Annotated in this window: 20 protein-coding genes; 14 read left to right on the forward strand and 6 right to left on the reverse strand. The window is 71.7% G+C overall.

The features are described 5' to 3' along the window. On the reverse strand, nucleotides 1-489 hold the full coding sequence (locus QF034_RS20505; RefSeq protein WP_086563730.1) for an Lrp/AsnC family transcriptional regulator: 489 nt from the start codon (nucleotides 487-489) through the stop codon (nucleotides 1-3). 191 nt (nucleotides 490-680) lie between these two features. Here QF034_RS20505 and pdhA (QF034_RS20510) point away from each other — a divergent pair, with 191 nt between their 5' ends. From pdhA (QF034_RS20510) to QF034_RS20535, 6 genes are all read left to right on the forward strand, one after another. Further along, entirely contained in the window at nucleotides 681-1,823 is a 1,143-nt protein-coding gene (pdhA, locus tag QF034_RS20510; RefSeq protein WP_307176322.1) for a pyruvate dehydrogenase (acetyl-transferring) E1 component subunit alpha, read from the forward strand. Continuing rightward, nucleotides 1,820-2,824 (forward strand): alpha-ketoacid dehydrogenase subunit beta, encoded by a 1,005-nt coding sequence (locus QF034_RS20515; RefSeq protein WP_307176323.1) that lies wholly within the window; start codon nucleotides 1,820-1,822, stop codon nucleotides 2,822-2,824. Before pdhA (QF034_RS20510) ends, QF034_RS20515 begins: the two co-directional genes overlap by 4 nt. Next, a complete protein-coding gene (locus QF034_RS20520) occupies nucleotides 2,824-4,257 on the forward strand; it encodes a dihydrolipoamide acetyltransferase family protein (RefSeq protein ID WP_307176324.1) in 1,434 nt (477 codons plus the stop codon). The genes QF034_RS20515 and QF034_RS20520 overlap by 1 nt, the downstream gene beginning before the upstream one ends. 86 nt (nucleotides 4,258-4,343) lie before the next feature. Continuing rightward, a complete protein-coding gene (locus tag QF034_RS20525; RefSeq protein WP_307176325.1) occupies nucleotides 4,344-5,333 on the forward strand; it encodes an NTP transferase domain-containing protein in 990 nt (329 codons plus the stop codon). Further along, nucleotides 5,330-6,712, forward strand: coding sequence for a molybdopterin molybdotransferase MoeA (locus QF034_RS20530; protein WP_307176326.1), 1,383 nt, complete (start codon nucleotides 5,330-5,332; stop codon nucleotides 6,710-6,712). The genes QF034_RS20525 and QF034_RS20530 overlap by 4 nt, the downstream gene beginning before the upstream one ends. After that, nucleotides 6,709-7,815 carry a potassium channel family protein gene (locus QF034_RS20535; protein WP_307176327.1) on the forward strand — a complete coding sequence of 369 codons (1,107 nt, stop codon included), beginning with the start codon at nucleotides 6,709-6,711 and terminating at the stop codon, nucleotides 7,813-7,815. The genes QF034_RS20530 and QF034_RS20535 overlap by 4 nt, the downstream gene beginning before the upstream one ends. A 32-nt stretch (nucleotides 7,816-7,847) precedes the next feature. On the opposite strand, the gene QF034_RS20540 is transcribed toward QF034_RS20535, so the two are convergent. Both QF034_RS20540 and QF034_RS20545 read right to left on the reverse strand, forming a co-directional pair. Beyond that, complete coding sequence (locus QF034_RS20540; RefSeq protein WP_307176328.1) at nucleotides 7,848-8,696, reverse strand: ABC transporter permease; 849 nt, start codon at nucleotides 8,694-8,696, stop codon at nucleotides 7,848-7,850. Then, entirely contained in the window at nucleotides 8,693-9,727 is a 1,035-nt protein-coding gene (locus tag QF034_RS20545; RefSeq protein WP_307176329.1) for an ATP-binding cassette domain-containing protein, read from the reverse strand. The genes QF034_RS20540 and QF034_RS20545 overlap by 4 nt, the downstream gene beginning before the upstream one ends. A gap of 159 nt (nucleotides 9,728-9,886) precedes the next feature. On the opposite strand from QF034_RS20545, the gene QF034_RS20550 reads away from it, so the two are divergent. Further along, nucleotides 9,887-10,876 (forward strand): NAD(P)H-quinone oxidoreductase, encoded by a 990-nt coding sequence (locus tag QF034_RS20550; RefSeq protein ID WP_307176330.1) that lies wholly within the window; start codon nucleotides 9,887-9,889, stop codon nucleotides 10,874-10,876. A gap of 11 nt (nucleotides 10,877-10,887) precedes the next feature. Here the strand turns inward: QF034_RS20550 and QF034_RS20555 are convergent, their stop codons facing one another. Then, nucleotides 10,888-11,340 (reverse strand): hypothetical protein, encoded by a 453-nt coding sequence (locus QF034_RS20555; protein WP_307176331.1) that lies wholly within the window; start codon nucleotides 11,338-11,340, stop codon nucleotides 10,888-10,890. A 272-nt stretch (nucleotides 11,341-11,612) separates the two neighbouring features. On the opposite strand from QF034_RS20555, the gene QF034_RS20560 reads away from it, so the two are divergent. After that, nucleotides 11,613-12,164, forward strand: coding sequence for a bacterial proteasome activator family protein (locus QF034_RS20560; protein WP_307176332.1), 552 nt, complete (start codon nucleotides 11,613-11,615; stop codon nucleotides 12,162-12,164). A gap of 67 nt (nucleotides 12,165-12,231) precedes the next feature. On the opposite strand, the gene QF034_RS20565 is transcribed toward QF034_RS20560, so the two are convergent. Next, a complete protein-coding gene (locus QF034_RS20565) occupies nucleotides 12,232-13,878 on the reverse strand; it encodes a Stk1 family PASTA domain-containing Ser/Thr kinase (RefSeq protein ID WP_307176333.1) in 1,647 nt (548 codons plus the stop codon). 366 nt (nucleotides 13,879-14,244) lie between these two features. Between QF034_RS20565 and QF034_RS20570 the strand changes: the two genes are divergently transcribed. From QF034_RS20570 to QF034_RS20595, 6 genes are all read left to right on the forward strand, one after another. Beyond that, on the forward strand, nucleotides 14,245-15,837 hold the full coding sequence (locus QF034_RS20570; protein WP_307176334.1) for a protein kinase domain-containing protein: 1,593 nt from the start codon (nucleotides 14,245-14,247) through the stop codon (nucleotides 15,835-15,837). Between the two features lie 418 nt (nucleotides 15,838-16,255). Next, complete coding sequence (gene pdhA, locus QF034_RS20575; protein ID WP_307176335.1) at nucleotides 16,256-17,449, forward strand: pyruvate dehydrogenase (acetyl-transferring) E1 component subunit alpha; 1,194 nt, start codon at nucleotides 16,256-16,258, stop codon at nucleotides 17,447-17,449. Between the two features lies 1 nt (nucleotide 17,450). Then, the gene (locus QF034_RS20580; RefSeq protein WP_086562480.1) at nucleotides 17,451-18,428 is read left to right on the forward strand and encodes an alpha-ketoacid dehydrogenase subunit beta; all 978 of its coding nucleotides are present in this window, start codon (nucleotides 17,451-17,453) and stop codon (nucleotides 18,426-18,428) included. A 10-nt stretch (nucleotides 18,429-18,438) separates the two neighbouring features. Then, nucleotides 18,439-19,854 (forward strand): dihydrolipoamide acetyltransferase family protein, encoded by a 1,416-nt coding sequence (locus tag QF034_RS20585; RefSeq protein ID WP_307176336.1) that lies wholly within the window; start codon nucleotides 18,439-18,441, stop codon nucleotides 19,852-19,854. Between the two features lie 152 nt (nucleotides 19,855-20,006). Further along, a complete protein-coding gene (locus QF034_RS20590; RefSeq protein WP_307176337.1) occupies nucleotides 20,007-22,241 on the forward strand; it encodes a glycoside hydrolase domain-containing protein in 2,235 nt (744 codons plus the stop codon). A gap of 40 nt (nucleotides 22,242-22,281) precedes the next feature. After that, nucleotides 22,282-23,106 carry a twin-arginine translocation signal domain-containing protein gene (locus QF034_RS20595; RefSeq protein ID WP_307176338.1) on the forward strand — a complete coding sequence of 275 codons (825 nt, stop codon included), beginning with the start codon at nucleotides 22,282-22,284 and terminating at the stop codon, nucleotides 23,104-23,106. A 65-nt stretch (nucleotides 23,107-23,171) separates the two neighbouring features. Here the strand turns inward: QF034_RS20595 and QF034_RS20600 are convergent, their stop codons facing one another. Further along, entirely contained in the window at nucleotides 23,172-24,071 is a 900-nt protein-coding gene (locus QF034_RS20600; protein ID WP_307176339.1) for a D-alanyl-D-alanine carboxypeptidase family protein, read from the reverse strand. Nucleotides 24,072-24,177: the final 106 nt, after the last annotated feature.

Consider the following 24,177-nt stretch of genomic DNA (forward strand, 5'->3'; position numbering starts at 1 on the left):
TCAGCTCTGGGGTTCCAGGTCCTCCTCCTCGAACACCAGCAGCGTGCGCGTGCTGAGCACCTGCGGGATCGCCTGGAGCCGGGTCAGCACCAGCTCGCGCAGTGCCCGGTTGTCGGACACGTGCACCAGCAGCAGCACGTCGAAATCACCGCCCACCAGGGCGATGTGCGAGGCACCGGGCAGTTGTCTGAGCTCCTCGCGCACCGTGCGCCAGGAGTTCTGCACGATCTTCAGGGTGATGTAGGCGGATGTCCCCTGGCCTGCCCGTTCGTGGTTGACGCGGGCGCCGAAGCCGCGGATGACACCGTCCTCGACGAGCCGGTTGATGCGGGCGTAGGCGTTGGCGCGCGAGACGTGGACCCGCTCGGCGACCGACCGTATCGAGGCGCGGCCGTCCGCCTGGAGCATGCGCAGGATGTCCTGGTCGATGGCGTCCAGCGGGCGCGGTGGCGGCGGCAGCAGGCCGCTGTCGTCCTGACTCTCGGCCATTTGTTCAGATGCCACCTGCGCCCGCCTCCCTGCCATGGACGTACTGCGTCCATCTCAGGTTGTGGAGAACCGTTTGTCCACAGCCTGAGGTCACCCGTAGCCAAATTGTGCCGACGACCGAACAATCGGTAGGTGAGGCGCATCACAGCCGACGCGCCTGCACGAAGCCGCTCCCACGAGGAGGTGCCGTCATGACGGTCATGGAGCAGCGGGGCGCGTACCGGCCGACCCCGCCGCCCGCCTGGCAGCCCCGCACGGACCCCGCGCCGCTGCTGCCCGACACCGAGCCGTACCGCGTCCTCGGCACCGAGGCGGCCGCGAAGGCCGACCCGGAGCTGCTGAGGACGCTGTACGCGCAGCTGGTCCGGGGGCGTCGCTACAACGCGCAGGCCACCGCGCTCACCAAGCAGGGCCGCCTCGCCGTCTACCCCTCCACCACAGGCCAGGAGGCCTGTGAGATCGCCGCCGCGCTCGTGCTGGAGGAGCAGGACTGGCTCTTCCCCAGCTACCGCGACACGCTCGCCGTGGTGGCCCGCGGTGTGGACCCCGTCGAGGCGCTCACGCTGCTGCGCGGCGACTGGCACACCGGCTACGACCCCTACGAGCACCGGGTCGCCCCCCTGTGCACCCCGCTCGCCACCCAGCTGCCGCACGCCGTGGGCCTCGCCCACGCCGCCCGCCTCAAGGGCGACGACGTGGTCGCGCTGGCCATGGTCGGCGACGGCGGCACCAGCGAGGGCGACTTCCACGAGGCGCTGAACTTCGCCGCCGTCTGGCAGGCCCCGGTGGTCTTCCTCGTCCAGAACAACGGCTTCGCGATCTCCGTCCCGCTCGCCAAGCAGACCGCGGCCCCGTCGCTGGCCCACAAGGCCGTCGGCTACGGCATGCCCGGCCGCCTGGTCGACGGCAACGACGCCGCCGCCGTGCACGAGGTGCTGAGCGACGCCGTACGGCACGCGCGCGCGGGCGGCGGACCCACCCTCGTCGAGGCGATCACCTACCGCGTCGACGCCCACACCAACGCCGACGACGCGACCCGCTACCGCGGCGACGCCGAGGTCGAGACCTGGCGCGAACACGACCCGATCCAGCTGCTGGAGCGGGAGCTGACCGCGCGCGGCCTGCTCGACGAGGCCGGAAAGCAGGCCGCACGGGACGCCGCCGAGGCGATGGCCGCCGACCTGCGCGCGCACATGAACCAGGACCCGGCGCTCGACCCCATGGACCTGTTCGCGCACGTCTACGCCGAGCCCACCCCCCAACTGCGCGAGCAGCAGCACCTGTTGCGGGCCGAGCTGGAGGCCGAGAGCGAGTCGGAGGGGACGCACCGATGACCACCGTCGCCGTCAAGCCGGCCACCATGGCGCAGGCCCTCACGCGCGCGCTGCGCGACGCCATGGCCGCCGACCCCGCCGTGCACGTCATGGGCGAGGACGTCGGCACCCTCGGCGGCGTCTTCCGCGTCACCGACGGACTCGCCAAGGAGTTCGGCGAGGACCGCTGCACGGACACCCCGCTGGCCGAGGCCGGCATCCTCGGCACGGCCGTCGGCATGGCCATGTACGGCCTGCGCCCGGTCGTGGAGATGCAGTTCGACGCGTTCGCCTACCCGGCGTTCGAACAGCTCATCTCGCACGTGTCCCGCATGCGCAACCGCACCCGCGGCACGATGCCGCTCCCGATCACCATCCGCGTCCCCTACGGCGGCGGCATCGGCGGCGTCGAGCACCACAGCGACTCCTCCGAGGCGTACTACATGGCGACTCCGGGGCTCCATGTCGTCACGCCGGCCACCGTCGCCGACGCCTACGGTCTGCTGCGCGCCGCCATCGCCTCCGACGACCCGGTCGTCTTCCTGGAGCCGAAGCGGCTGTACTGGTCGAAGGACTCCTGGAACCCCGAGGAGCCCACGCCCGTGGAACCGATCGGCCGCGCGGTGGTGCGGCGCTCCGGCCGGAGCGCCACGCTCATCACGTACGGGCCGTCCGTACTCGTCTGCATGGAGGCGGCCGAAGCGGCCCGGGCCGAGGGCTGGGACCTCGAAGTCGTCGATCTGCGCTCCCTGGTGCCGTTCGACGACGAGACGGTGTGCGCCTCGGTGCGGCGGACGGGACGCGCGGTCGTCGTCCACGAGTCGGGCTCCTTCGGCGGCCCGGGCGGGGAGATCGCGGCCCGGGTCACGGAGCGCTGCTTCCACCATCTGGAGGCGCCGGTGCTGCGCGTGGCCGGGTTCGACGTCCCGTATCCGCCGCCGATGCTGGAGCGCCACCACCTGCCCGGTGTGGACCGGATCCTGGACGCCGTGGGGCGTCTGCAGTGGGAGGCCGAGAGCTGATGGCACAGGTGCTGGAGTTCAAGCTGCCCGACCTCGGTGAGGGACTCACCGAGGCGGAGATCGTGCGCTGGCTGGTCGAGGTCGGCGACGTCGTCGCGATCGACCAGCCGGTCGTCGAGGTCGAGACGGCCAAGGCGATGGTCGAGGTGCCCTGCCCCTACGGCGGTGTGGTCACGGCCCGCTTCGGCGAGGAGGGCACGGAACTGCCCGTCGGGGCGCCGCTGATCACGGTGGCGGTGGGGGAGCGGCCGGCGTCCGGTGCCGGGGCCGTCGAGGAGTCCGGGACCGCCGGGGCCGAGGGCTCCGGGAACGTCCTGGTCGGATACGGCACGTCCGAGGCGCCCGCGCGGCGACGCAGGGTGCGACAGCAGAGGCCGGTGTCCGGGTCGTCCGCGGCGGGCTCCCGGGCGGTGAGCGGGCAGGGCGACGGCCCGGCGGCGGTGAACGGGCGGGCGGCTGTCCCCGAGGCCGAGGACGGCCCCGTCCCCGTGATCTCGCCCCTGGTCCGCCGCCTGGCCCGGCAGAACGGCCTCGACCTGCGCGAGCTGACCGGGTCCGGCCCCGACGGGCTGATCCTGCGGGCGGACGTCGAGTACGCGCTGCGTGCCGCTGCCCGAGCGGGTGCGGCGGCGCAGACGGCGCAACCGCACGCCCCCATGCCGCAGGCGACGGGCACGGCGACCGCACCTCAGCCCACAGCACCGCAGCCCACCGCGCCGCAGTCGACCGCGGCAGGGGTCCACGGCGAGACCCGCACCCCGCTCAAGGGCATCCGCGGCGCCGTCGCCGACAAGCTGGCGCGCAGCCGCCGCGAGATCCCGGACGCCACCTGCTGGGTGGACGCCGACGCCACGGAGCTCATGCGGGCGCGCACGGCCATGAACGCGGCCGGCGGTCCCAAGATCTCCCTCCTCGCCCTGCTGGCCCGGATCTGCACGGCGGCCCTCGCCCGCTTCCCCGAGCTCAACTCCACGGTGGACGCGGAGGCCAGGGAGGTCGTCCGGTTCGACCACGTGCATCTGGGCTTCGCCGCGCAGACCGACCGCGGCCTCGTCGTCCCGGTCGTCCGGGACGCGCACGCGCGCGACGCCGAGTCGCTGACCGCGGAGTTCGCCCGGCTGACGGAGGCGGGCCGGACCGGGACGCTGACGCCCGCGGAACTCACCGGCGGCACCTTCACGTTGAACAACTACGGCGTCTTCGGCGTCGACGGCTCCACACCGATCATCAACCACCCCGAGGCGGCCATGCTCGGCGTCGGCCGCATCGTCCCCAAGCCGTGGGTGCACGACGGCGAGCTGGCGGTGCGGCAGGTCGTCCAGCTCTCGCTGACCTTCGACCACCGGGTGTGCGACGGCGGCACGGCGGGCGGCTTCCTGCGCTACGTGGCGGACTGCGTGGAACAGCCGGCGGTGCTGCTGCGGACGCTGTGATTCCTGTTCCGCCCGCGAGCTGGTGCCCCTGATCGTGTCGGTTCCCCCGCGTTCCTTGTGATCGCGGGGGCACGCATACTCGGGGTGTGACCGCCTACGAGCTCCCGGGCCAACCCGGCACCGGTTCCGGCCCCGCGCAGCGACCGGACCCCGCCGCGTACGACGCCGTCGTGCTCGCCGGCGGTGCCGCCCGGCGCCTCGGCGGCGCGGACAAACCAGGTGTACGCGTGGGCGGCCGGGCCCTGCTCGACCGGGTGCTCGCCGCATGCGCGGGAGCCCGCGGCACCGTCGTCGTCGCCGCGCCCCGGCCGACGGCCCGGCCCGTGACCTGGGCCCAGGAGGACCCGCCCGGCGGCGGCCCGCTCGCCGCGCTCGACGCCGGGCTCCGGCACACCACGGCGGAGCACGTCGTGGTGCTCTCCGCCGATCTGCCGTTCCTGCAGGGGCACACGGTCGACCGGCTCCTGAGCACGCTCCGGGCGAGCGCCGCCGACGGCGTGCTGCTGACCGACCCCGAGGGCCGTGACCAGCCACTCGTGGCCGCCTACGTCGCGTCTCGGCTGCGCGAGGGGCTCGCGCTCCTCGCCGACCGGCACGACGGTCTCGCCGGCCTCCCGCTGCGGCGCCTCATCGCCGAGCTGGACCTCACCCGTATCTCCGACCCCGTCGCGTCCTTCGACTGCGACACCTGGGACGACATCGCCACCGCCAGGGCACGTATCAGGGAGCATGGGCACGTGTTGGATGAATGGATTTCCGCAGTCAAGGACGAACTCGAGATCGAGCTCGACGTCGACACCCGCGGCCTGCTCGACCTCGCCCGCGACGCCGCCCACGGTGTGGACCGGCCGGCGGCGCCGCTGACCACCTTCCTCGTCGGCTACGCGGCCGCACGGGCGGGCGGCGGCCCCGAGGCGGTCGCCGAGGCCGCCCGCAAGGCCGCGGCCCTCGCCGTCCGCTGGGCGGAGGAGAGCGCCTCCGAGGCCCAGTCCTCCGGTACCGGGCCCGGGGCCACTCCCCGCAACGGTGACGTCGCCCCCGACGCGACGCCCGACACCCGCCCGGACGCCGGATGACCCCGCACGGCACACGCGCCGGTGAGGACGCCGAGGACCTCGACGTCGAGGAGGTGCTCGCCCTCGTGAACAACAGCAACGGCCTGCCCGGCCCCGCCGAACCAGGTGAGACGGACAGCCGCCGCGCCTCCGGCCGGCCGGACACCCCTGCCCGGCCGGACACCCGCCACCACGCCACCCCCTGGCCGGAGGCCCGGGCCACCGCCGAACGCGCCGCCCGGAGCACCGCCCGGCCCACCCGCCGCCGGCCCGTCTCCGTGCCGCTCGAAGCCGCCCTCGGCCTCACCCTGGCCGCCCCGCTCGACGCCCTCACCGACCTCCCCTCCTTCGACACCTCCGCGATGGACGGCTGGGCGGTCGCCGGGCCCGCCCCCTGGCACGTCCGGGACGACGGCGTCCTGGCCGGGCACGCCGCGCCCGAGCCCCTGACCGACGGCGAGGCCGTCCGGATCGCCACCGGCGCCCGCATCCCCCCGGACACCACCGCCGTTCTGCGCAGCGAGCACGGCCGCACCGACGACAAGGGCCACCTGTACGCGACCAGGGACGTCGTCACCGGCCAGGAGATCCGCCCGCGCGGCCAGGAGTGCCGCAGCGGCGACCAGTTGCTCCCCGTAGGCACCCTCGTCACCCCGGCCGTACTCGGGCTCGCCGCGGCGGCCGGGTACGACACCGTCACCGCCGTCCCCCGCCCTCGTGCCGAAGTCCTCGTCCTCGGCGACGAGTTGCTCACCGAGGGACGGCCGCACGACGGTCTGATCCGGGACGCGCTCGGCCCGATGCTGCCGCCCTGGCTGCGGGCACTCGGCGCCGAGGTCACCGCCGTACGACGGATCCGCGACGACGCCGATGCCCTGCACCGGGCGCTCACCACGTCCGACGCCGATGTCGTCGTCACCACCGGCGGCACCGCCGCGGGCCCCGTCGACCACGTCCACCCCACGCTGCGCCGCATCGGTGCCGAACTCCTCGTGGACGGCGTCCAGGTACGCCCCGGCCACCCCATGCTGCTGGCGCGCCTCACGGAGGACCAGCACCTCGTCGGCCTGCCGGGCAATCCGCTCGCCGCCGTCTCCGGACTGCTGACACTCGCCGAGCCGTTGCTGCGGACCCTCGCGGCCCGCCCGGCCCCGGAGCCGTACACGCTGCCGCTCAGGGACGCCGTGCACGGGCACCCGTACGACACCCGGCTCATCCCGGTCGTTCTGCGGGGTGACCAGGCCGTGCCGCTGCACTACAACGGACCGGCCATGCTGCGCGGCATCGCGGCGGCCGACGCGCTGGCCGTCGTCACCCCGGGCGGTGCCCGCGCGGGGCAGGAGGCGGAACTGCTCGACCTGCCCTGGGCGTCCGGAGGAATCGGGGTGTGTTTCACGTGAAACTTCCGGGCCAGGACGCGATCGCCCGCCAGGCGGACGAGCACCTGGTGACCCATCGGGTGAAACTCCCGAGGAAAGTGGTGGAGCACCCGATCGGCCAGGTCGCCAAGCGGCTCTCCATGGCACTGGGGGTCCTCGTCGTGACCGCGCTGATCGTCTACGCCGACCGTGACGGCTACAACGACAACGGGGGCGGTGGCGTCACGCTGCTCGACGCGTTCTACTACGCGACCGTCACCCTCTCCACCACCGGCTACGGCGACATCACCCCCGCCAGCGACACCGCCCGGCTCACGAACATCCTCGTCGTCACGCCCCTGCGCGTGCTGTTCCTGATCATCCTGGTCGGCACCACCCTCGAAGCCCTCACCGAACGCACCCGGGAGGAGTGGCGACTGACCCGCTGGAGGTCCACCTTGCGCGATCACACCGTCGTCATCGGATTCGGCACGAAGGGCAGGTCGGCGATCCGGACCGTCTGTGCGACGGGGCTGAAGAAGGAACAGGTCGTCGTGGTCGACCCCAGCTCCAAGGTGATCGACGCCGCGACCGCCGAGGGGTACGCGGGCATCGTCGGGGACGCGACCCGCAGCGAGGTGCTGAAGCGGGCCGAGGTGCACAAGGCGCGCCAGATCATCATCGCGACACAGCGCGACGACACGGCCGTCCTGGTGGCGCTGACGGCCCGGCAGCTCAATCGCGGAGCGAAGATCGTGGCCGCCGTGCGGGAGGAGGAGAACGCGCCCCTGCTGAAGCAGTCCGGCGCCGACGCGGTCATCACCAGTGCCAGCGCCGCCGGCCGTCTGCTCGGCCTGTCGGTGCTCAGCCCCTCCGCCGGCATGGTGATGGAGGACCTCATCCAGCAGGGCAGCGGGCTCGACATCGTCGAACGGCCGGTGGTCAAGGCCGAGGTGGGCAAGACCCCGCGGGAGATCACCGACCTGGTGGTGAGCGTCATACGCGGTCACCGGGTGCTCGGCTACGACGATCCGGCCGTCGGGACGCTGGAGCTGACCGACCGGCTCATCACGATCGTGCGGGCGACGCCCGGCTCACAGATCGCGCCCGACTTCCGGCCGATGCCGCCCATGCCGCGCAACTGACCGGCACGGCACCGGACGGACACGCCCCACGCCTACTTCCGGTTGTAGAGCCGCATCGTGATCGGCCCGAAGACCAGCACGAACAGGCCGGCCCAGCCCAGCGCCCAGGCGACCTCGGCGGTCGGCCAGTCACCGCCCATCAGTCCGCGCACCGCCGACGCCAGATGGGTGATGGGGCTGTTGTTGACGAAGGCCTGGAGCCAGCCCGGCATGGTCTTCGGGTCGACGAAGACGTTGGACAGGAAGGTGAGGGGGAAGATCACCATCATGCTGACGCCCATCACCGACTTCTCGGTGCGCAGCATCAGCCCGAACATGGTCCAGATCCACGAGAAGGCGAACGAGAAGAGCACCAGCAGGGCGATCCCGGCGAGCACCCCGCCGACTCCGCCGTCCGGCCGGTAGCCGAGGATGATGCCGACGGTGAGCATCACGGCGGACGCGATCGTGTACCGCAGGGCGTCGCCGAGCAGATAGCCGACCATCGTCGAGGGCCGCCAGATCGGCAGGCTGCGGAACCGGTCGAAGACGCCCTTCTCGATGTCGGTGTTGACCGAGACGCCCGTGTACATCGTGATCATGACGACCGACATCACGAGGATGCCCGGCAGCAGGAACTGGATGTACTCCTTCGGCGAGCCGGCCAGCGCCCCGCCGAACAGGTACGTGTACATCAGCACCATCATGATCGGGAACGCCGTGACGTCGAAGAGCTGCTCCGGCACGTGCTTGATCTTGAGGATCGCCCGCCAGCCGAAGGTCATCGAGGTCGACCAGGCGCTGGGCCGGGGCGGACGCTCCTTGGAGATGAGCAGCGCGGCGAGGGATTCGGCGCTGACCGGGGCGAGTTCCTTGCTCTCGGTGCTCGTCGCGGTGCTCATGCCGCCACCTCGTCCTTCGGGTCGTGGGAGTGGTCGGAGCCGTCGGCGTGGCCGGAGTCGTGCGTGTCGTGTCCGGTGAGGGCGAGGAACACCTCGTCCAGGCTGGGCTGGCCCAGTGAGAAGTTGTCGACGGTGATCCCGGCGCGGGCCAGCTCGCCCAGCGCGCGGGACGCCTGCTCGGCGGCGTTGTCGTCGCTCGCCGCCGCACCGAGGCGGGCGGTCAGGGCCACCGGGTCGGATTCCAGCTGCACCTGCGCGTCGAGGACCCGGCGCAGCAGGTCCGCCGCCAGGTCCCGGCGGTCCGGATCCCTCAGCCGCAGATGGACGGATCCGGCGCCGACGGACGACTTCAGCTCGCCCTTGGTGCCCTCGGCGATCACCCGGCCGCGGTCGATGACGGCGATCCGGGACGCCAGCTGGTCGGCCTCGTCCAGATACTGCGTGGTCAGCAGCACGGTGGTGCCCTGGGCGACGACGGCCCGCACGATGTCCCAGACCTGGTTGCGGCTGCGCGGGTCGAGGCCGGTCGTCGGCTCGTCGAGGAACAGCAGGTCGGGGGTGTTGAGGATGGACGCGGCGATGTCGATGCGGCGCCGCATGCCGCCCGAGTACTGCTTGACCTGCTTCCCGGCCGCCTCGGTGAGCCCGAAGGCCTCCAGGAGCTGGGCGGCGCGGTTCCGGGCGGCCTTCTTGTGGTGGCCGAGCAGCCGGCCCAGCAGGACCAGGTTCTCGGTGCCGGTGAGGTCCTCGTCCACCGACGCGTACTGGCCGGTGAGGCTCACCCGGCCGCGCACCTCGTCGGCTTCGCGGACGACGTCGTGGCCGAAGACATGGGCCTCGCCGCCGTCCGGACGGAGCAGCGTGGCGAGCATCTTCACGGTGGTGGTCTTGCCCGCGCCGTTCGGGCCGAGGACGCCGTAGACCGTGCCCGCGGGCACGGAGAGATCCACTCCGTCGACCGCCCTCGTCTCGCCGAAGGTCTTCACCAGTCCCGCGGTCTCGATCGCCATGCCGGACGTCTGCGTGCTCATGTGCCGGTTCCTTCCGCCTACGTGGGCTACGCATGGGGAGACCTTCACCGTCACGCAAACTCATCGGTCCCGCACACGGATGCCTGCCAGGACCGGCCCCAAGACGGAGGCGGGGGCGCAGGGGCGTCGGCCCGGCGACCGAGGAGTACCGTCCCCTTCATGCATGCGATCACGATTCCCGAACCTGGTGGGCCCGAGGCGCTGGTCTGGGACGAGGTCCCGGATCCCGTGCCCGGCGAGGGCGAGGTCCTGGTCGAGGTGGCGGCCGGTGCCGTCAACCGGGCCGACATCCTGCAACGGCAGGGCTTCTACGACCCGCCGCCCGGCGCGTCCCCCTACCCCGGCCTGGAGTGCTCCGGGCGGATCGCCGAGATCGGCCCCGGCGTCTCCGGCTGGAACACCGGCGACGAGGTGTGCGCACTGCTCTCCGGCGGCGGCTACGCCGAGAAGGTGGTCGTCCCGGCCGGACAACTGCTACCCGTGCCGGAGGGCGTCGGCCTGACGCGGGCCGCGGCCCTGCCCGAGGTGACCTGCACCGTCTGGTCGAACGTCTTCATGATCGCCCACCTGCGCCCGGGCGAGACGCTGCTCGTGCACGGCGGCTCCAGCGGCATCGGCACGATGGCGATCCAGCTGGCCAAGGCCGTCGGCGCGCGGGTGGCGGTCACGGCCGGCACGAAGGAGAAGCTCGACCGGTGCGCCGAACTGGGCGCAGACATCCTGGTCAACTACCGCGAGCAGGACTTCGTCGAGGAGGTCCGGAAGGCCACGGACGGCGCCGGTGCCGACGTCATCCTCGACAACATGGGCGCCAAGTACCTGGAGCGCAATGTCAGGGCCCTCGCCGTCAACGGCCGGCTCGCGATCATCGGCATGCAGGGCGGCATCAAGGGCGAGCTGAACATCGGCGCCCTGCTCGCCAAGCGCGCCGCCATCAGCGCGACGTCCCTGCGCGCCCGGCCGCTGGAGGAGAAGGCGGCCATCGTCGCGGCCGTGCGGGAACACGTCTGGCCCCTGTTCGCCGGCGGCCACCTGCGCCCGGTCGTCGACCGCGAGCTCCCGATGCCGGAGGCGGCCGCCGCCCACCGGGTCGTGGAGGAGAGCGGCCACATCGGCAAGGTGCTGCTGATCACCCCGCAGGGCGCCTGAGACGGCAGGTCCTAGACCCGCCGCAGCCGCAGGGCGAAGAAGGCGAGTCCGAGGCCGAGGCCGATCAGCACCAGGCCGCTGCCCAGCGGCAGGATGCGCAGGACCGGCCCGACGGGGCGGTCGGCGCGAGCGGCGGTGGCTTCCCGTACGGGCTGCTCCGTCGCGGCGGAGGGTTCGGGGACGGTTTCCCGGGGCTCCTCGGGGGCGGCGGTGGCCTCACCGGCGCCCCGCTCCTCCTCCGGCCGTCCCGGCCGCTGTCGCCCCTCACCGGCCCGGCTCCCGGCCCGCGAGGGCTCACCCGGGTCGGAGGGGGCGGCGAAGGCACCTCCCCCGGGGTCTTCGTACGACCGGACGGACTGGACAGCTCCGTACGAGGCGCCGGCCCCGTACGGTGAGACGACCGCACCCGCCCCCAGGGCGACCACCAGTCCCGTCGCCCGCAGTGCGCGTTGCCATGGAGTCACGTGGGTGACCCCCTCCCGCCGTGCCCGGTAGGGCAAGATCGGCAAGTTCGGTCAGATCAAGGCAATCAGCCTCACATCGCCCCACGCGTCCGGCACTCCGGGTTGGGCCGACAGGCGGAACCGCGTCCGGCCGCCGCACCTGACCCGGGAGCCGGATTCACCCGTTGGTGAGCAACCTCGGGCCCGGCCCACACGTCTCCTCCAACACGGTGGATCAGCCTCCCGCGGGGGCACCACAGAGGTGAGGTGCAGGCGTGCGAGAGAATGGCGGCATGGAGATGCCGAGGAACGAAAGGTCGCCGGAGAACCCGCAGATCCTGGTCGTGGGCCAGGACGGCATGGCGCTCAGCGGCGGCGGCGCAGACGAGGACTCCCGCGAGACTCCGGTCACGGAACAGGTGGAGCAGCCCGCGAAGGTCATGCGGATCGGCAGCATGATCAAGCAGCTTCTGGAAGAAGTGCGCGCGGCTCCCCTGGACGAGGCCAGCCGGGTCCGGCTCAAGGAGATCCACGCCAGCTCGGTGAAGGAGCTGGAGGACGGTCTGGCCCCGGAGCTGGTCGAGGAGCTGGAGCGGCTCTCCCTGCCCTTCACGGACGAGACGACCCCGAGCGACGCGGAGCTGCGCATCGCGCAGGCGCAGCTGGTCGGCTGGCTGGAGGGCCTCTTCCACGGGATCCAGACCACGCTGTTCGCCCAGCAGATGGCGGCCCGCGCCCAGCTGGAGCAGATGCGCCGCGCCCTCCCGCCGGGCGTCGGTGACGGCCTCGACGAGCAGCCCCCGGGCGGCCGTTCAGCCGGCCGAACGGGCGGGCCGTACCTGTAACGCGTCCGCGTACCGGCCAAGCGAAGGGCCCGGCAGCCTCGGCTGCCGGGCCCTTCGCGCAGGCGGGTCAGGCCGGCGGGTTGCCCGTGGAGACGCCGAGTTCGATCTGGGGCATGTTCTTCGGGTCCACGTCGGTGCCGGCGGACGGGAACTGGTTCATGACCGCGCCGTCGCCGTAGGTGTTCTCGTCCAGCTTGTTGATCTTCTTCTCCCAGCCGGCCGCCTGGAGGCAGGCCTTGACCGAGGTGATGTCCTTGAACTTGAAGTCGGGCATCCGGATCTTGTCGGGGTCGTTGTACGACTCCTGCGGTTCCGTGCACTCCTCGGTGTCGATCGTCTTCGAGGTGTCCGGCCCGCGGTATCCCGGCTTCTTGGCCGCCGAGGCCGACGCGCTCGCGCTGCTGCCCCCGCCGCCCTGGTCGTCCTCGCCGCCGCCGTTCATCAGCAGGGCCGCGACCAGACCGCCGACCGCGACGACGGACACCACGACCGAGCCGATGATCACCGGCTTGTTGCTCTTGCCGCCGCCTGCGGAGACCTGCGCGGTCTGCGGCGAGAGGTTGTACGGCGGCGGGGTCGACGGACCCTGCTGCGGGGAGTACGCGCCGGGGGACGGCGTCTGGTAGCCGCCCTGCTGCGGGTAGCCGTAGGCCGGGGACGGCGCCGCCGGGGCGGGCGTGCCGTACGGGTTCGGGGGCGGGGTCGGCTGGTACGGCGTCTGCACCTGGCCCGACGGCGCCGGGGTCGCCTGGTCGACCGGCGGGAACACGGCCGAGCCGACACCCGCCCCGCTCGGGGCCTGCGTGCCCGGCACGATGCTCGGCGGGGCGGCCTGGAAGGACGACGCCACACGCAGGCACTCGTCGCGCATGGCCTCGGAGCTGGGGAAGCGCTCGTTCGGGTTCTTCTTCAGCGCGCGGGCGATCAGCGCGTCCACGGCCGGGGGCAGCGCGCGGTTGACCGAGGACGGAACCGGCGGCTCCTCCTGCACGTGCGCATACGCGATGGCCAGTGGCGAGTCCGCGTCGAACGGCAGCCGCCCGGTGACCAGTTGGAACAGCATGATGCCGACCGAGTACAGGTCGGAGCGGGCGTCCACACCGCGGCCGAGGGCCTGTTCCGGCGAGAGGTACTGCGGGGTGCCGACGACCATGCCGGTCTGCGTCATCGACGTCACACCGGACTGCATGGCGCGGGCGATGCCGAAGTCCATGACCTTGACCACGCCGCGCTTGGTCATCATCACGTTGCCCGGCTTGATGTCCCGGTGGACCAGCCCCATCTCGTGGCTGATCTCCAGCGCGGCGAGTACGTCCGCGGTGATCTTCAGCGCCTTGTCGGCGGGCATCGCGCCCTGCTGCCGCACGTCCTCGTCGAGCACCGAGCCCAGCGGGCGGCCCTCGACGTACTCCATGACGATGTACGGCGTCGTCATGCCGTCGAGGGTGTCCTCGCCGGTGTCGAAGACCGAGACGATGTTGGTGTGCGTGAGCTTGGCCACGGACTGGGCCTCGCGGCGGAACCGCTCGCGGAAGGCCTGTTCGCGGCCGAGATCGGTGTGAAGTGTCTTGATCGCGACCTGCCGGTCGAGCACGCTGTCGTACGCGAGGTGCACCGAGGCCATGCCGCCCTGGCCGAGGAGATCACGCAGCTGATAGCGGCCATTGGCGAGCGCCCGCCCCGTGTACTGGCCCTGTGCGCCGTCCTGGCTCATGTTCCGTTTCCCCCGTAGCCCTTGAGGCGCCGCCGACTGTCGCTGATCCGACGCTGATCCGCCTTGATCCGCGTTGATCCAAACCGCCATTCCCGGCCAAGTCTGCCCCAGGGCACTGACACGTCAAGCTCGGTGCCCGTTCCGTGACCGTACGCGAAAGAAGCGTCGCGGAAGCGTTACAGGGGACGTACTGCCGGTCCACAGAATTTGCACGACAGTACGGAGTGAAGGTTTCATGACGCGTCCGTCCCGTGCCGGTCCTGGCACCCCGTCTCGGACCGGCGGCTTGCGCGGAGGCTGTAGCGTGGCCGACGGAGACCGTAACAACACCGCGCGCACCGCGGGCAGAAACGACGGCGAGGACTGATGGCACAGCAGCAGCGCGCTCAGGGCCCGTCCGAACCCGAGGCGACTGGCGGCGGCATGTCGGACGCGCCGGAGTCCTGGGGGAACGGCGGGCTGGTCGGGGACGGCCGGTACCGGCTGACCCACAGACTCGGCCGGGGCGGCATGGCCGAGGTGTTCGCCGCCGAGGACGTCCGCCTCGGGCGCACCGTCGCTGTCAAGCTGCTCCGTTCCGACCTCGCCGAGGACCCGGTGTCCAAGGCGCGCTTCACGCGCGAGGCCCAGTCGGTCGCCGGTCTCAACCACCACGCGATCGTCGCCGTGTACGACTCCGGCGAGGACGTCGTCGGCGGCCAGTCCGTGCCCTACATCGTCATGGAGCTGGTCGAGGGCCGCACGATCCGCGACCTGCTGCTGAACGCCGAGGCGCCGGGCCCGGAGCAGGCCCTGATCATCGTCTCGGGCGTCCTGGAGGCGCTCGCCTATTCGCATCAGCACGGCATCGTGCACCGCGACATCAAGCCGGCGAACGTCATCATCACGCACAACGGCGCCGTGAAGGTGATGGACTTCGGCATCGCCCGCGCCCTGCACGGCGCGCAGTCCACGATGACGCAGACCGGCATGGTCATGGGCACCCCGCAGTACCTGTCGCCCGAGCAGGCGCTCGGCAAGGCCGTCGACCACCGTTCCGACCTGTACGCGACGGGCTGTCTGCTCTACGAACTGCTCTCGCTGCGCCCGCCGTTCACCGGCGAGACCCCGCTGTCGGTGGTCTACCAGCACGTCCAGGACATCCCGACGCCTCCCTCCGAGGCCTCCGACGCCTGCCCGCCCGAGCTCGACGGCCTGGTCATGCGCTCCCTCGCCAAGGAGCCGGACGACCGTTTCCAGACGGCCGAGGAGATGCGCGGGCTGGTCCAGTACGCGCTCCAGATGCTCTACGACCAGGGCGGCCACACCGGCACCTGGAACACCGGCCCGGTCGACATGCACGAGGGCCGCCACACCCCGTCGGGCGGCTTCGCCAGTACGGCCGTGATGGGCCACCCCGGGGACGCCTCCGGCACCGCGCAGATCCCGTCGCCGATCCTGCCCGCCGGCTACGGCGGCGGGGACGACGGCGGCTTCGAGGGCCACGGCAACAAGGGCGGCGGCCGCGGCAAGCTGTGGATCCTCGCCGTGCTCGCGGTGATCGCCGTCGCGGCGGGTGTCGCCCTGGCGCTGCAGAACACCGGCGGTGACACGAAGGGGCCCGGCACCAAGCAGTCGCCGACCACCTCGCAGACGACCGAGAAGAAGACGCCCAGCGAGACGCCGAGCGACGAGCCGACCGACGAGCCGACCGACACGTCCACGGACGACGGCACCGGCACGAGCTCCGGCGGCGGCCAGTGGACGCCGTCGTACACCCCCTCCTACACGCCGTCGCAGAGCGCTCCCCAGACGCCCACCGGCCAGCCGACGGGCCAGCCCACCACCCAGGAGCCGACCGACGAGCCCACGGACTCGGAGCCCTCGGACCCGGCGACGCCGCCGGACGACACGGGCGGCACCGACGCGGGCGGCGCGACCGGTGTCGTCGGAGGCGGCGCGGGCGGCGACGGCGGCTGACCCGACGCCGGCTCCCCGAAGGGGAACGCCGGGACGAAACGGATGATCCACGCGCGCGTGGGACCCGGAAACGGGCTCCACGCGCGCGTGCCGTTTCGCCGCGCCGGAAAGTGGACTCTTCCCGTGACGTGGGTCACCGGGTTAACGTGCGGTTGCTCCGGCCTCCTGCAAGGCTGTGACCAGGGCCCCTTCCACACCTTCCCGATTTACTTGGATATCCAAGCAAAATCGCAGGTCAGAGGGGGTTTCACAGAAATGTGATGCACTGGGTAACGTGCCCTTTGCAGGGCGCTCGCCGGGGCACCTGTCACGCCTGTTCCCGGCCGAGTGGCACCCACCCCGTGCCCGGTGGTCGAGAACAGGTGAGCCGCACTGGCCTACCGGCAACCCCGGGGGCCGGACCGACGGAGGAGCACACGTGACCGTGGAGAGCACTGCCGCGCGCACACCGCGACGCAGCGCCGGAAGCAAGGCCGGCACCACCGGCACCAAGCGCACCACCCGCACGACCGCCAAGAAGGACGCCGGCGCCGAGCCCCAGCTCGTGCAGCTGCTGACGCCCGAGGGCAAGCGGGTCAAGAACGCCGAGTACGACAAGTACGTCGCCGGTGTCACCCCGGAAGAGCTCCGCGGCCTGTACCGCGACATGGTGCTCACCCGCCGCTTCGACGCCGAGGCGACCTCCCTGCAGCGCCAGGGCGAGCTGGGCCTGTGGGCCTCGCTGCTCGGCCAGGAGGCCGCCCAGATCGGCTCCGGCCGGGCCCTGCGCGACGACGACTACGTCTTCCCCACCTACCGCGAGCACGGTGTCGCCTGGTGCCGGGGCGTGGACCCGACCAACCTGCTCGGCATGTTCCGCGGCGTGAACAACGGCGGCTGGGACCCGAACGGCAACAACTTCCAGCTCTACACGATCGTCATCGGCTCCCAGACGCTGCACGCCACCGGCTACGCCATGGGCATCGCCAAGGACGGCGCGGACAGCGCGGTGATCGCCTACTTCGGCGACGGCGCCTCCAGCCAGGGCGACGTGGCCGAATCGTTCACCTTCTCCGCGGTCTACAACGCCCCCGTCGTGTTCTTCTGCCAGAACAACCAGTGGGCCATCTCCGAGCCGACCGAGAAGCAGTCCCGCGTGCCGATCTACCAGCGCGCGCAGGGCTTCGGCTTCCCGGGCGTCCGCGTGGACGGCAACGACGTGCTCGGCTGCCTCGCGGTCACCCGGTGGGCCCTGGAGCGGGCCCGCGCCGGCGAGGGCCCGACCCTCGTCGAGGCGTTCACCTACCGCATGGGCGCCCACACCACCTCCGACGACCCGACCCGGTACCGGGGCGACGAGGAGCGCCAGGCCTGGGAGGCCAAGGACCCGATCCTGCGCCTTCGCCGCTATCTGGAGGCCTCAAACCACGCGGACGAGGGATTCTTCGCGGAACTGGAGGCCGAGTCCGAGGCGTTGGGCAAACGAGTGCGCGAGGCGGTCCGTGCCATGCCGGACCCGGACCACTTCGCCATCTTCGAGAACGCCTACGCGGACGGACACGCGCTCGTCGACGAGGAGCGTGCCCAGTTCGCCGCGTACCAGGCGTCGTTCGCCGACGAGGGGGGTAACTGAGATGGCCGACAAGATGGCCCTGGCCAAGGCGATCAACGAGTCGCTGCGCCGCGCCCTGGACTCCGACCCCAAGGTCCTGATCATGGGCGAGGACGTCGGCAAGCTCGGCGGTGTGTTCCGTGTGACGGACGGCCTCCAGAAGGACTTCGGCGAGAGCCGCGTCATCGACACCCCGCTGGCCGAGTCGGGCATCGTCGGCACGGCGATCGGCCTGGCCCTGCGCGGCTACCGCCCGGTCGTGGAGATCCAGTTCGACGGCTTCGTCTTCCCGGCCTACGACCAGATCGTCACGCAGCTCGCCAAGATGCACGCCCGCTCGCTGGGCAAGGTCAAGCTCCCGGTCGTCGTGCGCATCCCCTACGGCGGCGGCATCGGCGCGGTGGAGCACCACTCGGAGTCCCCCGAGTCGCTGTTCGCGCACGTGGCGGGCCTGAAGGTGGTCAGCCCCTCGAACGCGTCGGACGCGTACTGGATGATGCAGCAGGCCATCCAGAGCGACGACCCGGTGATCTTCTTCGAGCCCAAGCGCCGCTACTGGGACAAGGGCGAGGTCAACCCGGAGGCGATCCCGGGCCCGTTGCACAAGGCCCAGGTGGTCCGCGAGGGCACCGACCTCACCCTCGCCGCCTACGGCCCGATGGTGAAGCTCTGCCAGGAGGTCGCCGACGCGGCCGCCGAGGAGGGCAGGAACCTGGAGGTCCTCGACCTGCGCTCGGTCTCCCCGATCGACTTCGACTCGATCCAGGCGTCGGTGGAGAAGACGCGCCGCCTGGTCGTCGTCCACGAGGCACCGGTGTTCTTCGGCTCGGGCGCCGAGATCGCCGCGCGGATCACGGAGCGCTGCTTCTACCACCTGGAGGCCCCGGTGCTCCGGGTCGGCGGCTACCACGCGCCGTACCCGCCGGCCCGCCTGGAGGAGGAGTATCTGCCGAACCTGGACCGGGTGCTGGATGCCGTCGACCGCTCGCTGGCGTACTGAGGAGAGGGTCGTGACGACGATGACGGAAGCGTCCGTACGCGAGTTCAAGATGCCCGACGTGGGCGAGGGACTCACCGAGGCGGAGATCCTCAAGTGGTTCGTCCAGCCCGGCGACACGGTCACGGACGGCCAGGTGGTGTGCGAGGTCGAGACGGCGAAGGCGGCCGTCGAGCTGCCCATCCCGTACGACGGCGTGGTCCGGGAGCTGCACTTCCCGGAGGGCACCACGGTCGACGTGGGCACGGCGATCATCGCGGTGGACGTGAGCGGAGGCACCGCCCCCGATACCGAGCAGCCCGCGCCCGCCGCCGAGCAGCCCGCGGCGCCCTCGCCCGCCGAGGAGCCGAAGGCGCAGGGCTCCGGCCGCCAGCCGGTCCTGGTCGGCTACGGGGTGGCGGCATCGTCCACCCGCCGTCGCCCGCGCAAGGGCCCCGAGGTCCCCGTCCAGCAGGCCTCGACAGCGATCCAGACGGAGCTGAACGGCCACGGGGCGGCGCCCCCGGCCGCCCCCGCCGGCCGGGAACGCCCTCTCGCCAAGCCTCCGGTCCGCAAGCTGGCCAAGGACCTGGGCGTCGATCTGACGACGGTCGTCCCGACCGGCCCGGACGGCATCATCACCCGCGAGGACGTGCACGCGGCGGTGCCCGGACAGCAGACCGCGCAGCCGGAGGCCCCCGTGGCCACCGCCCCGGCCCCCGCGCCGGCAGCGGTGTCGTACGACACCACGCGTGAGACCCGTGTCCCGATCAAGGGCGTCCGCAAGGCGACGGCGGCGGCGATGGTCGGCTCGGCGTTCACCGCGCCGCATGTCACGGAGTTCGTGACCGTCGACGTGACGCGCACGATGAAGCTCGTCGAGGAGCTGAAGGAGGACAAGGAGTTCGCGGGCCTGCGCGTGAACCCCCTCCTGCTGATCGCCAAGGCGCTGCTCGTCGCGATCAAGCGGAACCCGGACATCAACGCCTCCTGGGACGAGGCCGCCCAGGAGATCGTGGTCAAGCACTACGTGAACCTGGGCATCGCGGCGGCGACCCCGCGCGGCCTGATCGTGCCGAACATCAAGGACGCCCACGCCAAGACGCTGCCGCAGCTGGCCGAGTCGCTGGGCGAACTGGTGTCGACCGCCAGGGACGGCAAGACGTCCCCGGCGGCCATGCAGGGCGGCACGGTGACGATCACCAACGTCGGCGTCTTCGGTGTCGACACGGGCACGCCGATCCTCAACCCCGGCGAGTCCGCGATCCTCGCGGTCGGTGCGATCAAGCTCCAGCCGTGGGTCCACAAGGGCAAGGTGAAGCCCCGTCAGGTCACCACGCTGGCCCTGTCGTTCGACCACCGCCTGGTCGACGGGGAGCTGGGCTCGAAGGTCCTGGCGGACGTGGCGGCGATCCTGGAGCAGCCGAAGCGCCTGATCACCTGGTCGTGAACCGGCCGAGGCGGCCCCCTGCCCACGGGCGGGGGGCCGCCCGCGTCCGCCCGCAGGGTGAACCAGCGGTACGCCGAAGAGCACAAGAAGCTCCGCAGACCCGCCCAAGTACCCCACAGTAAGCGGTTTAGCCGGACATACGATCACTCTTCATGCGCGACCCCATGGTGCTCAGGGCCCAGAGATTCGTGAACTCCGTCTACGGCAGCCGTATCGGTACCACCGTGGAGGAAACCGGCGAGACCGACTGGGCGACCCTCTACGCCCTGACCCGTGCCCTCCAGTACGAGCTGGGCATCACGGCACTGTCCGACAACTTCGGGCCCGGCACCCTCTCGGCGCTGACCGCCAAGTACCCCAAGCTCAACGCGGACACCGTCCCCTCCCCCGACTTCTGCCGCATCGTCCAGTCCGGCCTGTACTGCAAGGGCTACGACGGCGGCGACCTGGACGGCACGTACGGCGAGCGGGTCCGGGCCGCCGTCACGAAGCTCAAGACCGACATGGGCGTCGAACAGGCCTTCCCCGGCGCCGATCTGACGCCCAAGGTGTTCAAGGCGCTCCTGACGATGGACTCGTACGTCCTCGGCCCCTCCGGCACCCGCCAGGTCCGCGAGGTGCAGCAGTGGCTCAACGGGCGCTACCTGAACCGGCAGGACTTCTTCGCCGTCGCCTGCGACGGGCGCGTCTCCCGGGACCTGGCCCGGGCGCTGGTCTTCGGCACGCAGTACGAGCTCGGCATGGCCGACGGCACCGCCAACGGCAACTTCGGGCCCGGCACCCAGTCCGCCCTGAAGGCGCACCCCGTGCGGCAGGGCGACCAGGGCGTCCACGTGCAGTTGTTCTCCGCCGGGATGGTCGTGAACCGGCGGCCCGTCGCCCTCACCGACACCTTCGACTCCTACCTCGCCGCGGCCGTCCGGTCCTTCCAGACCTTCGTCGCTCTCCCGGCCACGGGCGAGGGCGACTTCGCGACCTTCGCCTCGCTCCTGGCGTCCTATGGCGACCAGTCGCGCCAGGGCAAGGCCTGCGACACCATCGCCAAGGTCACCCCGGCCCGGGCGGCGGCCCTCAAGGCCGCCGGGATCACTCACGTCGGCCGCTACCTCACCAACCCGAGCGCCACGTCCCTGCCGGAGAAGGCCATCCAGCCGGGCGAGTTGCAGGTCTTCGCCCAGCAGGGCCTGCGCTGCTTCCCGATCTACCAGACCGTCAACAACGACGCCTCGGACTTCGACTACGTCGCCGGGCGGACGGCCGGGTACGCGGCGGTCAACGCCGCCCTCGACCACGGCTTCAAGAGGGGCACCCGGATCTTCTTCGCCGTCGACTTCGACGCGATCGACACCGAGATCACCGCGAGCGTCCTGCCTCACTTCAAGGGCATCAAGGAGGCGATGGCGGACTCCGGCCACCCGTACGAGATCGGCGTCTACGGCTCCCGCAACGTCTGCGCGCAGGTCGGCTCGGCCGGCTACTCGACGGCGAGCTTCGTCGCCGACATGTCCCCGGGCTTCGACGGCAACGCCGGGCGCCCGCTGCCGAAGGACTGGGCCTACGACCAGTTCGTCATCCGCACCCTCGGCTCGGGCGACGGGCAGCTGGAGGTCGACGTCGACATCGCCTCGGGCCGTGACACCGGGCAGGGCTCCTTCGACCGGCCGCGGCCGGCCGCCCGGGACGTCGCCCTCGACGAGAGCCAGGTGCCGGCGCTGCGGGCCGACCTCGCGCGCTACATGCGGTCGATCGGGCGCCCGGACCTGGGCGGCGTCGGCAGCGACGCGCGGCTCTGCACCAACGCCCAGGCCGTCGAGGTGATCCAGGACCAGGACGGGCTGATCACCGAGCTGTCGCACACGTACACGATGCGCAAGGCGCTGATCCAGACGGCCGTCTACTGGGCCCTGCGCGACTACAGCCTCGCCGACCAGGCCACCGACCAGCAGGTCGCCGACCACCACCAAACCGGCTCCGGCCAGGTCAGGGACTCGCACACCGGCATCGGGCAGATCAGCGGCGCCGACGCCATCCAGGCCTGGAACCACTGCATCGGCTGGGGTTTCACCACCGGCGACCGTCGCGACCCGGCCAAGGACGCCGACCTCTGGTCGGTGTGGCAGCAGCTGAGCAAGGACAACGCCTTCAGCGTGCGCACCGCGGCCCTGGTCCACCTGTGGGGCACCCGGGGCAGGCCCGGCGGCCAACTGCCCCCCGGCGACCGCGTCACCACCCCGCGGTCCATGCGCCTGGACCTCGCCGAGTTCGAGATCACCGAGCTGTTGCGCCGCTACCGGGCCTGGGACCCCGACGTGGAGGCGCAGACGCACCAGAGCCTGGCCGTCTACCAGATCTTCGAGAAGTACAACAGCATCGCCCGCAACGCGTGAAGCGTCGCCGCAACGCGTGAATCGCTGGAATGAGAGCCCGTTGAACCTCAACCTCCCCCACCTACCCCGTCGCGCCCGCAGACGGCCCGGACCGGCAGCCGCGCACCGCCGCGGCCTGTCTCGCCGCGCCCTGCTCGGCCGTATCGCCGCCGTCGGCGGCGCCGTGGGCGTCGCCGCCCTGCCCGTCTCGCACTTCCTGTCCCAGGCGTACGCCGACGCGCACAACCCCATCCCGGGCCGCGTGCGGGACGCCCTGCGCAGCGCGCAGGACCGGACCCGGCGCGTGCTGGCCGGTTCGCGCTCCCACAACGGCTGGGAGATGGAGAACGTCGCGGACGACGGCGGCACCGTCTACACCCGTCCCGTGCCCGGCACCCCGCTCAAGGGCATCGCCGTGCGCATGGGCGACGTGGAGGCCGTCCTCGTCCACCTGGTGCGCCGGTTCCACTACGAGGTCGACACCCTGCGCCGGGGCGACGTCGCCGGCTGGCACGACCCGTCCGGCGTCGGCAAGGGCAGGCCGGAGTCCAACCTGGCGTCCGGCACGGCGGTGCGGATCCGGCCGGGCTCCTACCCGCGCGGCGTCCGGGGCGGCTTCTTCCCGCAGCAGGAGGTCGTGATCCGCGACATCCTCGCCGAGCTCGACGGCGTCGTCCGCTGGGGCGGCGACGACGCCACGCCCGACGAGTCCCTGTTCTCCATCGACGTACGGCCCGGCGACAAGCGGCTGGCCGAGGTCGCGGCGCGGATCCGGGGCTGGCAGCTGGAGCCGGGAGCCGGTGCGGGCGCCCCGGTGAACGTGCTGGCCGGCGGCCGGCGCAAGGCGGCCCGGGCGCTGGAGCGCCGTCAGCGCGCCGCCGCGTGACGAGCGAAAGGGGGCTCACCGCCATCGGCGGTGAGCCCCCTTCGTGGTGCCGGTCCTGCTTGCCGCTACTTCGCGAAGCCGTAGTTCATCAGCTTCGTGGCGTCCGTCTTCCGCGCGGTCTTGTCGGTCGACGCGAGGACCGTGCCGATGACCGTCTTGCCGTTGCGGGTGGCGGCGAAGACCAGGCAGAACCCGGCCTCCGGGCCGGAGCCGGTCTTCACACCGATCGCGCCGGTGTAGCTGCTCAGCAGCGGGTTGGTGTTCTCCCACGGGGCCATCGTCCGCGTGCCGCCGGACTTCGTGGTCGTCTTCGCCGTGTACTTCTTCGTCTTGACGACCGTGCGGAACGTGGAGTTCTTCATCGCGCTGCTGGCGAGCTTCGTCAGGTCGCGCGGTGTCGAGTAGTTGGCGCCCTTGCCGATGCCGTCGAACGAGTCGAAGTGGGTGTTCTTCAGACCCAGGTCCTTGGCGGTGGTGTTCATCTTGCCGATGAACGACTTCACGCGCGCCGCCCGCGTCGAGCCCGAGCCGAACTTGTCGGCGAGCGCGTACGCCGCGTCGCAGCCGGACGGCAGCATCAGCCCGTACAGCAGCTGGCGGACCGTGACCTTGTCACCGACGATCAGCTTGGCGTTCGACGCCCAGTTGTTGTCGACGATGTAGTCGCTGTACGCCTTCTGGATCGTGACCTTGCTGTCCAGGTTGAGCTTCGGCTGCTTCAGCACCACCAGGGCCGTCATGATCTTGGTGGTCGAGCCGGTGGAGCGGCGCGTGTCGGCAGCCTTGGTGTAGAGCGACTTGCCGGTCGCGTTGTTCATCACGTAGCCGCCCTTGGCGGCGATCGTGGGCGCCGTGGCGGCCTGCGCCGGCGCGACGGTGAGGGCTCCGGTCGCGAGCATGGCGCCGGTGGTCACGGCGACAGCCGCAGCTCTGCGGAGACGGGTGCCCTTAATGCCGGTTATCAAGTGAAGTACCCCGATTGCGTCGAATGCCCCAACGGTGCGGCCAAGTTGAGGACGAGGGGAAAGGGGCCGCACGTGTCTGACTCGTAACTAGCACACGTGGTTGTGC

The sequence above is a fragment of the Streptomyces africanus genome, from assembly GCF_030816955.1.
GTDB classification, from domain to species: Bacteria; Actinomycetota; Actinomycetes; order Streptomycetales; family Streptomycetaceae; genus Streptomyces; species Streptomyces africanus.